General features: G+C 60.9%; 10 protein-coding genes. 4 read left to right on the top strand and 6 right to left on the bottom strand.

Going from position 1 to position 11040, the window contains the following annotated elements; all coding sequences use genetic code 11:
• Positions 1-54: 54 nt before the first annotated feature.
• Positions 55-1212: a site-specific integrase gene (locus tag H6B30_RS10730; RefSeq protein WP_205110458.1), complete on the bottom strand. Its 1158-nt coding sequence runs from the start codon at positions 1210-1212 to the stop codon at positions 55-57.
• Positions 1213-1476: 264 nt separating this feature from the next.
• Between H6B30_RS10730 and H6B30_RS10725 the strand changes: the two genes are divergently transcribed.
• From H6B30_RS10725 to H6B30_RS10715, 3 genes are all read left to right on the top strand, one after another.
• Entirely contained in the window at positions 1477-2061 is a 585-nt protein-coding gene (locus H6B30_RS10725) for a Crp/Fnr family transcriptional regulator (protein ID WP_239483902.1), read from the top strand.
• Positions 2062-2268: 207 nt separating this feature from the next.
• The gene (locus H6B30_RS10720; RefSeq protein ID WP_205110456.1) at positions 2269-2703 is read left to right on the top strand and encodes a DUF4405 domain-containing protein; all 435 of its coding nucleotides are present in this window, start codon (positions 2269-2271) and stop codon (positions 2701-2703) included.
• A 209-nt stretch (positions 2704-2912) separates the two neighbouring features.
• On the top strand, positions 2913-6155 hold the full coding sequence (locus H6B30_RS10715) for an alpha/beta fold hydrolase (protein WP_205110454.1): 3243 nt from the start codon (positions 2913-2915) through the stop codon (positions 6153-6155).
• Positions 6156-6430: 275 nt separating this feature from the next.
• Here the strand turns inward: H6B30_RS10715 and H6B30_RS10710 are convergent, their stop codons facing one another.
• Genes H6B30_RS10710 through H6B30_RS10700 form a run of 3 tightly spaced genes read right to left on the bottom strand, consistent with a single transcriptional unit; the run spans position 6431 to position 9918 of the window.
• A complete protein-coding gene (locus tag H6B30_RS10710; RefSeq protein WP_205110452.1) occupies positions 6431-7630 on the bottom strand; it encodes an anaerobic sulfatase-maturation protein in 1200 nt (399 codons plus the stop codon).
• 2 nt (positions 7631-7632) lie between these two features.
• On the bottom strand, positions 7633-8523 hold the full coding sequence (locus H6B30_RS10705) for a ComEA family DNA-binding protein (RefSeq protein WP_205110450.1): 891 nt from the start codon (positions 8521-8523) through the stop codon (positions 7633-7635).
• A 30-nt stretch (positions 8524-8553) separates the two neighbouring features.
• Positions 8554-9918 (bottom strand): sodium-dependent transporter, encoded by a 1365-nt coding sequence (locus H6B30_RS10700; RefSeq protein WP_205110448.1) that lies wholly within the window; start codon positions 9916-9918, stop codon positions 8554-8556.
• A 75-nt stretch (positions 9919-9993) separates the two neighbouring features.
• On the opposite strand from H6B30_RS10700, the gene H6B30_RS10695 reads away from it, so the two are divergent.
• Positions 9994-10389, top strand: a complete 396-nt coding sequence (locus H6B30_RS10695) for a VanZ family protein (RefSeq protein ID WP_205110446.1) — start codon at positions 9994-9996, stop codon at positions 10387-10389.
• Here H6B30_RS10695 and H6B30_RS10690 read toward each other — a convergent pair.
• On the bottom strand, positions 10334-10858 hold the full coding sequence (locus tag H6B30_RS10690; RefSeq protein ID WP_205110444.1) for a CYTH domain-containing protein: 525 nt from the start codon (positions 10856-10858) through the stop codon (positions 10334-10336). The two genes, H6B30_RS10695 and H6B30_RS10690, sit on opposite strands and share 56 nt — an antisense overlap.
• Positions 10858-11001: a hypothetical protein gene (locus tag H6B30_RS10685; RefSeq protein ID WP_205110442.1), complete on the bottom strand. Its 144-nt coding sequence runs from the start codon at positions 10999-11001 to the stop codon at positions 10858-10860. The genes H6B30_RS10690 and H6B30_RS10685 overlap by 1 nt, the downstream gene beginning before the upstream one ends.
• Positions 11002-11040: the final 39 nt, after the last annotated feature.

Below are 11040 nucleotides of genomic sequence, written 5' to 3'. Positions count from 1 at the left end.
TGACGATAGGATTATATTGAACCCAATCCTAACTTCTTGCTACAGAAGTATTTATCAAGCGACCAATCTGGGCGCACTCGCGTAAATTTGCGTGGTGGTGATATTGGTATGTCCTAAAATCTTGCTCACGCTCTCTATCGGCATACCGTAATTCAATGCCAAAACAGCGAATGAATGGCGGCTCAGATGGAATGAAACCGTCTTTTCTATACCGCATCTTTTAGCTATTTTCTTGATGCGCTTGTTCACCATGTCAAGCGAGCCGATATTGAACAGCCGCTTGTCAGTCCTGAACGCTTCATGCCGCTTGATAATCTGCATCGGGATGTCCATCAACTTGATTTGGAACGGTACGCCCGTCTTTTGGCGTTTCGACACAATCCACGATGCACCATTCATTTCAATGATGTTGTCGGTGGTCAGGTTCTTGATGTCCGTGAACGAGATTCCCGTCCAACAACCGAACAGGAACAGGTCTCTTGCCAATGCAAAGTTGGGATTGTCCAGCTTGATTGCACTCAACGCCTGAATTTCATCCTCCGTGAGAAAGCCACGCTCCTTGTGGTCAGGGTCAAGATGGTACATCGCAAACGGGTTTCTCGCTATCTTCCCGTTATAGTGGGCTGCGGTGACGATGTGTTTCAACGGTATGGAGTATACACACACGGATGATTGTTCCAGCCCGACTTCGTTGCGCAGGTACAGGCAGTAGTCACGGATGAAGTCCTCGGTCAGTTCGTTCATCGCTATGTCCGTCCGCTTGTATTTCTTCTTGATAAACTCCGCAACATATCTCCTGACAATGACATATTTCAGATATGTGCGTTTGGAACGGTCTTTGCCCACCCGTTTGGCGAATGCCTCGTTCTCCTTATCAAAGGCACGCAACAATGTTTCATACTCCGTGCCTACACCTTGATAGGCATTGCGTACCATTTCTGCCGTGACAAACGCCTCACGGTCGGAAAGCCGCTGGTAGTGCTTCGTTATCTGCGCCTTGATGTTGTCAAGGGCATAATTGACCGCCACCGCCTCTCGGCTCTTGCCTTTCGCCCTGTTGCCTTTGGCATCCCAAAGTTCTTTTGAGATGCTCTGTTTGCAACTGAACTGTGCGATAGTCCCGTTGATTGTAACCCGTCCCATGATGGGGACAATTCCGTTCTTCTCTTTGCTTCCGTTTACATAAAAAACGGTCTTGAATGTACTCCTCATAATCCTTGCTTTTTGTTTGGTGCAAAATTAGTTTACGGGAGTTGTAAAGGCAGAATGTAAACCTACGCAGAACGCAGAAATAGAGACCTTTAGTGTTAAATGTGCATCAGGTGTCGGGTAATGATTTGGAAGTGCATCTATTTCTGCAATCTGCCTAAATCCGTTTTCCCGACCTTATGCCAATTTGTTCCATCCAAAGTCAAACTCTCTGACTGTCAGCGAGAATACTCAAATTTGCTTTATTCTGCGTTTTATCCTATTATTTTGTATAAAAAGCCTGTCAACAGCATCCGCCATGAAGAGATGGCGACCGCCGGCGATACGCCCCGACTGCCCTACATGGACGAGCTGCGCCAAGTGGCCGAGGCCCGCACCATACCCGCGAAAACCATCCTGCTGCGCGAAGGCCGCGTGGCCCACACGCTGTATCTCATCAGGAAGGGGTGCCTGCGCCTGTTCTTCTACAAAGACGGGCGCGACATCACATTCCAGTTTTTCTTTGAAGGCGACTTCGTGGCCTCTTTCGAAAGCATGCACCAGCAACGCCCCAGCCTGTTCTACCTTGAAAGCATTGAGCCGACCGAGGCGTATGCCATAAGGAAAGACGACTTCTACGCCCTCATTGAGCGCACGCCCGGACTGCGCACCGCCTACGAAGAGAAGCTGATAGAGCGGTTTCACGCTTACCAGCAGCTGTTTCTATCGCGCATAAAGAACACGCCTCAACAACGCTACGAGGAACTGCTGGCCACGCGCCCCGACATCGTGAGGCGCGTGCCGCAGCACTACATTGCGTCGTACCTTGGCATAACGCCCGTGTCGCTATCGAGGATAAGAAACAGAATCTGAGGCCCGTTTCTTTACAATTGTTATCGTCTGTGACGGTCGTTATTGCGACCTTTGCATAAGATAAGCTGCACTCGGCAATGTTCAAGCAAGCTTGCATTGCCCTCGCTTGCATTATCTTTGCATAAGATAAGCTGCACTCGGCAATCAGTGAGCAAGCTCCCATTGCCCTCGCTTGCATTATGTTTTCACCAAATAAACCACATGACGATGAAAAAATCACTAGCAACAGACTGGGCCTTGGTGCCCACCTTTGTGCTTATCACTGCCACGGGGATGGCTCTACACGCCGCCGCACACACCGGCAACCACGACTGCTGGCACGACATGGCAGTCTGCCATGTGGTTGCCTCGGCGGCCTTCACTGCAGCCGTGGCAGCCCATATATGGTTTCACCGGCGATGGTACAGGCGGATAATGGCCAGTGGGGCCAACAGGCGAACCCTGCCCACGGCCGTTGTCACGGCAATGTTTGCCGCCACCGCCCTGTCGGGACTGGCCCTGCTTGGCATCGACGGGCCCGGCACCCACGCCGGACTGTGGCACTATTGGGCCGGACTGGCGGCGAGCGTGGCCGTTGCCTGCCATGCCGCAAGGCGTATGGGCACGCTCATCAAGGCATCCGGCAGTAAGCGCCGACCGTGACGCCACTGCCTTGCCACGGAGAGGCCCGCCGCTGATAAGGCAATGTCAGCGACGGGGCCGACGGCATGCAACATTAACCAAGCCGTGGCCCGGACGGGCCATTGGCTCACAAAAGTGCAGGCGGAACAGGCCGTTAGCATAATTGACCGGCATCAAGGCCCGACATTCGGAAAAAATTTGTATCTTTGCACCACTAAAACCCTATTCTTATGCAATCGTTACCGCTACTGACTTTCATCACACGCAAAGCATCATTGCCACAGCTCGCCGCACGGACCGCGATGCTGCTGGCATCGCTGGCCGCCCTCGCAGGCATGGCCACGGCACGGGCCGCCACCACATTCACAGAGAAAGAGACATGGGTGAACAACGGCAACCGCCGCATCTACGGCATCACGGCCACACCCGTGGGCCACGCCGGGCGCCGCCCCGTGGCCATCATAGCCCACGGCTTCAACGGCAGCCACAGTTCGGGACGGGCGTATTTCGCCACGCTCTGCGCCATGGGCTACAAGTGCTACGCCTTCGACTTCCCCTGTGGGTCGGCCCGAAGCCGCAGCGACGCCAACACGATGAACATGTCGGTGGCCGACGAGGCAGCCGACCTCAGTGCCATCGTGGCCCACATGCGCACGCTGCCCGATGTCGACACTACCGGCATCGTGATTATCGGCGAGAGCCAGGGCGGACTGGCTGCCGTCATGGCGGCCGCCGGGCTGCGGTCGCAGTTGAGCCGCCTCGTGCTGGTTTATCCCGCACTGTGCATACCCGACAACTGGAACGAGGCTTACAAGAGCGAGGCCGACATACCCGACACCACCCGCGTGTGGGGTGTGCCGCTGGGCCGCCGCTTCTTCAAAGAGGCAAGGGCCATCGACGTTGGCGCCGCCATGGCCGGATATGGCGGCCCGGTGCTGATAGTGCATGGCGACAAAGACAACGTGGTGCCGCTGGAATACTCGCGCCGGGCTGCCAAGGCCTATGCCGACGCCAGCCTGCACGTGGTGTTCGGCGCGGGCCACGGCTTTGACAAAACGCAGCAGGCCGAGGCCATGGGCAGGATAAAGACCTTTCTGACGCCGCCCGACTCGGCCTTCGACTGCCCGCCGCAAGAAGCCCGCCCGCTGATGATATGGCAGTGGATGGACGGCATTGTGACGGCCGAGGGCATCACTGCCGACCTTGAAGCCTACCGCAGCGCGGGCATAGGTGGCGTGCAGCAGTTCATTGTAGGGGGGCCCATGCAGGTGGCCGCGCGCGACACGGCCAACGCCATCGGCACCGACAACTGGCGCAGGCTGATGCGCCACGCCATCAGCGAGTGCCGCAGGCTCGGCCTGACGTTTGGCACCCACAACTGCCCGGGGTGGTCGTCGAGCGCCTATCCCACGGTGACGCCTGAGTATTCCATGCAGAAACTGGTATGGACCGACACCGTGGTGACCATCGGCCGCCACGCCGGGCCAATCGAGCTGCGCCGGCCTGCCACCGACCCGAGATATGATTTCTACCGCGACATTGCCGTGCTGGCCATGCCCGCCGACACCATTGCCGGCCCTGCCGACGTGATTGACATCAGCGCCACGTTCGACGCGGCCACGTCGCAGGCCAGGCCGGAGCTGGCCAAGGGTACATGGCGGCTGATGCGCTTCGGCCACACCACCAACGGAAAGACCAACGAAGCCACTGCCCCCTACGGCGGCCTCGGGCTTGAATGCGACAAGATGAGCCGCGAAGCCGTGCGCCGCTATTGGGAGAGCTACCCCGAAATGCTGCTCGACATTGCCGGCGACGACGCCGGGCAAACCTTCTGCCGGCTGGAGATAGACAGCTACGAGGCCGGCGGACAAGACTGGACGCCACTGATGCCAGGCGAGTTCAAGGCCCGAACGGGCTACGACCTGTTGCCATGGCTGCCGGTAATGGCAGGCCATAACGTGGGCGACGCCGGGCAGTCGAAGCGCTTCTACACCGACTTCCAAAAGGTGGTGATGACCCTCTTTGCCGAAAACTACTATGGCTACATGGCCGAGCTGGCCCACCAAAGCGGCGGCATCAGGCTGCTCTACCAGCCCTACGGCACGGGCAGGGCCAAGCCTTTCAGTCCCATAAGCACCGAAGCCATCACCCGCCAACTGCCCGACGACTGCTTCTGCACCGAGTTTTGGCTCAAGCCCGAGAACTGGGGGTGGCCCAGCGTGCCGCGCCACACTGCCGTAGCCCACGCCAACGGGCTGCGGCGGGTGTATGCCGAGGGGTTTACGGCGTGGGCCCCGGCCGCCTGGCGTGAAAGCCCCGAAGACATGAAGCGCATGGCCGACAGGGCGTTTTGCCTCGGGGTGAACGCCCTGATGATTCACGCCGGCGCCCAAAACCCGTGGCCCGGCGCCGTGCCGGGCATGACTTTCGGCAAGTGGGGGGCATGGTGCACACCGGGGCAGACGTGGTGGCGCAGCGGGGCGGCCCGACTGCTCTTCGACTATCTTGCCCGCTGCCAGGCGCTGCTGCAACGCGGCCGCCACGCCGACGACTACAGGAGCAGGCACCCGTCGCTGCGGGCCGATGCCGGCAGCCTGCAGTGGACTCACCGCCGCGACGGGGCTACCGACATTTACTTCATAGCCAACACACTCGACTCGGCCTTTTCGGCCACCATCAGCATTGCGTCGGCAGGACGCACGCCCGAGATATGGCACCCGGACACCGGCACCAGACACACAGCCATGGCGTGGAGCGACAACGGCAGTGGCACTACGGTGAAGATAGACTTCGACGAGCACGAGGCCCTGTTCATCGTCTTGCGCCGAACGGCCACGGCCCTGCCTGCCGCACACAACACGCACAGACGGCATGAGGCCGACACCCTGGCCGTAGGTGGAGGCTGGACGCTGCGCTTTGCCGAGGGATGGGGCGCACCGGCCGAGGTCAGGCTGGACAGCCTGATGCCGTGGAACGAGCACCCCGACGCTGGCGTACGCTATTTCTCGGGCTCGGCCACATACACCAAGACCATCGACATAGGGCGCAAAGACCGCAGGGCGCGCTACGTGCTCTGCCTGGGCGACGTGAAGCACACGGCACGCGTTTCGGTCAACGGGCGCGAGTGTGCCCACCTGTGGAAGAAGCCCTACCGCTGCGACATCACCGACTTCATTGACGGCGGTGACAATGAGGTGGAGATAGAGGTGACCAACCTGTGGCCCAACCGGATGATTGGCGACGAGCAACTGCCCAACGACATGGAGTGGAGCGAACCCATACGCTACTCATACGCACCGGGCACCCCCGTCATCGGGCGGCAGATGAAGAGCGTGCCCGAGTGGCTGGCCAAGGGGCTGCCGCGCCCGCAGCAGGGCCGCAAGGCTGTAGTCTCGTTTAAGTTTTTCGAGAAAGACGACCCGTTGCTGCCCTCGGGCCTGCTCGGCCCGGTGACGATAGTGGTGGAACGCTGACGCCGCGCCACCACGGCCACAGCCAAGGCCACGCCCGGCGGCGGCCATGAAAAAACCCGACAAAGCCCGCCCCACCCCGCGGCCACGGCCTGACGGCCGGGCCATAAGGGCCATATCGGGTTGCAATACGGCACATATCGGAACGCAATACGCCCCGTTTCGCAATGCGAAACGGGGCGTATTGCCAACTACCTGTGCGCCAGGCGGTTGTCTACGGATGCGGTTTTGCTCGGCGAGTGGCGAAATATCACTACACCGGCGGGGCGAAGCCGGCCTCAGCCCCCTATGCGCGCGCCCATCACGTTGGCCGGGGCGCGGCCCGCATCAAGCTCGGCCTTCATGAAATCCATGTAAGGGGCAACGTGCGAAAAATACCTTGCATAGCCCTCGCACAGATAGTTGTGGCCGCTGTTGCCGTAGCGGTCGCGCACAAAACGGTTGCGGGGGCACTCGCCGTTGCAGGCAAACAGCCACCTGCACTCGCGGCACTGGCGCGTGAGCGCCGTGTGCTTGCGCAGCCCGAAGTCGCGCAGCCGCTGCCCGTAGGCCATCTCCGTTATGCTTTTGTGGCGCATGTTGCCAAGGCTGTATTGCGGAAACACAAAGTGGTCGCAACAGTACAGCGTGCCGTCGGCCTCCATGGCCGGCGACTGTCCGCACACCCCGGCCAGCGAGCATACGCCCGGAGCCACTCCGGCCCAGTTGGCCAGGGTGGCGTCGAAGAGCTGTACGAACACGCTGCCCACGTCGGCCCTGACCCACTCGTCGAACACCCCGCAGGCAAAGTCGCCCCACCGGGCGGCGTCCACCGACTCGGGCGTGAGCCTGCCGCCCTCTTCCCAGCCGGGCACCGAGAGCGGCGACGCGTCGTCGCGGGTGCGCTCTACCACCGGCGTAAACTGCAGGTAACGGCAGCCTATGGAGCGGAAGAAGCGGTAGAACTCCTGCGGGTGGCCCACGTTGGCGCTGTTGACAGTGGCCATGGCGTTCCATTCCACACCGTGACGGTCGAGCAACTCGATGCCGCGCATCACCCTGTCGAACGTGGGCCCGCGCAAAGCGTCGTGCATCTCGCGCGGCCCGTCGATGCTGATGCCTACAAGGAAGCCCTCATCGCTGAAGAAACGGCACCACTCGTCGGTGAGCAGCGTGCCGTTGGTCTGCAGGCAGTTGTCTATGTGGCGGCCGCCGGCATAGCGCCGCTGCAGCGCCAGCGCCCTGCGGTAAAACGACAGCGGGCGCAGCAGGGGCTCGCCGCCGTGCCACGTGAAGAGCACGTCGGGCGACGTCTGGGCCTCGATGTACTGCCGGGTGAAGCTCTCGAGCATAGCGTCGTCGATGGCCTCGCCACCGCCACCGGCATACAGCGACTGCTTCTCGGTGTAGTAACAGTAGCGGCAATGCAGGTTGCAACGCGGCCCGGCAGGCTTGAGCATGACGTAAAACGGGCGCGCAAAAGGTGATATGGCATTCATTCTCAAAATTCAACGTAAGGTTCGAGCCGCCTGATGGCCTCGGGAGTGAAGTCGCGGCACAGCCTCAGGTCGTCGAGACTCTGCAGCCGTCCGTGCTGGCGGCGGTAGTCTACGATGGCCTTGGCCTGGTAGAAACTGATGTAAGGATGGCGCCGCAGTGAACTCATCGGCAGCGTGTTGAGGTTCATACGCCGCTGATGCGGGTCGCTGATGGTGAAATATGGCTTTGCCTCTTTGGGAAAACCGTCAATCTCGTCGAGCTGTGCGGTGCTGACATATCCGCCCAGCCGCTCGCCGTAGCGCACAATGGCTCGCGCGAAATAGGCCCCGATGCCCGGCACGCGGCGCAGCTCGGCCGTGTCGGCGGTGTTGAGCACTATGCTCTCGCCGGCCTTCAGCTTGACCGGGTAGCGCAGCGTGTCGCGCCCCAAGGCACTGTCGGCCACGAGCGTGGCGGCAGGCATGAAGTCGGGCGATATGGTAATGTACGGGCGCAAGCGCCTGAACTCGCCCGCGGTGAGCCCGTAGAGCCGCGCAAAGTCGTCGGGACGGCGGTACACCCCGCCCCTGGCCCTGTACCTGTATATGGCGCGCACCTGCCACGGCCGCAGCCCCAGGCGCAGCAGGGCGGTACTGTCGGCAGTGTTGGGGTCGAAGGCAAACAGCTCCGTGCGGCGCTCCTCGACGGGCCCCACATACATGTCGGCGTGGCCACCGGGGCCGCCACCGGGCACACTGGCATACACCGTGTCGGTGACAACGGCCGGGGCGCCGCCACCGCGGCTGCCGCCCAGCCACACCACGAGCGCGGTGCAAACGGCTGCCAAGCCAACCAGGGCCAAGGCCGCACGGCGGTCGGTGCGCTGGTAAAACAGGTCAGGGCGGTGCTTCATGGCTCATGCTTCGGTTTGGCCGTCGCTGCGTCAGAGCAGCCCCAGCTGGTTGAGGAATATCAGCACTATGCATATAGGGCACACATACTTCACGCAGAAGACAAAGAGACGCAGGTAGCGGCCGGGCAGCGTGCCCCAGTTGGTAAACTCGTCGCGCACGAGCTTGTGGGGCAGATACCAGCCCACAAGCAGGCAGATGAGTATGCCGCCGAAGGGCATGAGCATCTGGCCGGTGACAAAGTCGCACAGCTCGAACAGCGGGCGGCCAAACAGCGTCAGCCACTCACGGCCTCCGAGCGACAGCGAACAGAGCCCGCCGAGCACTATGCCCGTGGCCGTGACTATAGTGGCGGCACGGCGGCGGGTGATGTGGAGCTCCTCGTGGAGGAACGCCGTGCTCACCTCATGGAGCGAGATGAGCGACGTCAGCGCGGCCAGGGTGAGCAGCACGTAGAACAACACGGCCACCACGTAGCCCAGGACAGGGGCAAAGCCGAAAGCCTCGCGGAACACATTGGGCAGCGTTATGAATATGAGCGACGGGCCGCTGTCGGGCTTTATGCCCACGGAGAAGGCCGCAGGGAATATCATCAGGCCCGAGAGCACAGCCACAAGTATCACTATCACGCCTATCTGCATGGCCGAAGAGCCAAGGCGCGTCTGCCGCCCGAAGTAAGAGGCGTATGTGCACATGCAGCCCATGCCTATGCTTAGCGAATAGAAAGCCTGGCCGAGGGCGCTCAGGAACACGCCTCCGGTCACCTTGCTGAAGTCGGGCTTGAACAGAAACTCAATGCCCCTCACCGCACCGGGCAGCAGGCATGAGGCCACCACCACAATGAGAAGCAGTATGAAAAGGGCCGGCATCATCAGCTTCGAGGCCCGTTCTATGCCGTCGCGCACGCCGTGGACTATCACCCAATGGGTGGCCAGGAACACCAGCACCATCCACACAATGGGCCTCACGGGGTCGGTCTCGAAGTCGGCAAAGTAGCGGCTCACCTCAGCAGGGCCCGCCCCGGCAAAGTGACCTGCCGCCGATGCGTAGATGTACTCGAGGCACCAGCCCGACACCACGGCGTAGTAGCCGGTGATGAGCGTGCCGGTTATCACGCCCATGTAGCCTACAAGGGCCAGCGGCGTGCGCCCGCCGAGCATGCGGAAGGCACGCGCCGCGTTTGCCTGGGCGCGCCGCCCGACTATGAACTCGGACACCATGCACGGCATGCCCAGCAAAAGCACGCAACCAATATATACCAACATGAAAGCCGCACCGCCGTTCTCGCCGGCCAGGTAGGGGAAACGCCACACGTTGCCAAGCCCCACCGCCGAGCCCGCCGTGGCGAGGATGACGCCCAGCTTGCTTCCGAATTTAGCTCTTTCTAACTGTGCCATAAAGTTGTTTTGTCATTATTCATAGTGCAAAATTATAAAAAAATCAGTAAATTTGCACCGTAAACGAAAGCAAATATGCAACAGACATATCGATTGATAAGAAAATACCCGCTCACGACGGCATGCGTGGCAGCCATCTGGTACCTGTCTTTCTTCACGCCGCCACACACGGAACTCGACAACGTGAGGTTCATTGACAAGTGGGTTCACGTGGCCATGTACGGCGGAACGTGCCTCATTCTCTGGGCCGAATACCTGCTGCGCAACAAGCACAAGACCATTACCCCACGCGTGGCGGCGGCAGGCTGGGTTGCCCCCGTGGCCATGAGCGGGGCCATCGAACTGCTTCAGGCATACTGCACCGGGGGCCGGCGCAGCGGCGACCTGGCCGACCTGGTGGCAAACGCCATAGGCGTCAGCCTTGCGCTGGGCGCAGCACTTCTGCTCGCTCGGCGTCGCTCCAGTCGGTGAAAGGCCGTTTGGTGAGGCTGGAATTGTAAAACCGGCGGTCGCCGGTGACCTCGCGGCCTGCGAACGGCGGCAGGTCGACCTGCTCTGTGGGCGAGGCCAGCTCCACCTCGGCCACGGTCAGCCCGTCGTTGCAGCCGTGGAACTCGTCGACCTCAAACGTATGGCCGCCCCACTCTACAATCCAGCGCGTCTTGTCGATGGCGCCCGGCTCGCAGAGGTCGAAGAGGGCGTTGGCCTCGTCGGCCGTGATTTCCCTCTCAAACTCATAGCGGCTCAGGCCGCCATCGGCCGAAGGGCCCTTTATGGTGAGGTAACCACGGCCGCCGCGCAGGCGCACCCTTACCGTGCGACCGGGCTCGCTGCAGATGTATCCCTGCCGTATGCGGCTGCTGCCGCAGGCCAGGCGCTTGTAGCCGTCGCCCGCGACGAGGAACTTGCGCTCTATCTCCACATTGCCGACAGCGCCCATCAGCTCATTATGCCGAACGTGTAGATGATGTACAATATCGCCAGCAGCACCAGCGCGGCGAATATCCAGTTGACCACTCTCTTTGCTTTCTTCTCCTGCTGTGCTTCGTAAGCCGCACGGCGAGCCTTTCCTTTGTCGCTCATAATCAGTTGTTTTTAGTTGTCGGTATCATTGTCTTCAGT

The sequence above is a fragment of the Marseilla massiliensis genome (assembly GCF_016899955.1).
Classification (GTDB): domain Bacteria; phylum Bacteroidota; class Bacteroidia; order Bacteroidales; family Bacteroidaceae; genus Prevotella; species Prevotella intestinigallinarum.
This window is presented reverse-complemented; position numbering and strand designations above follow the sequence as displayed.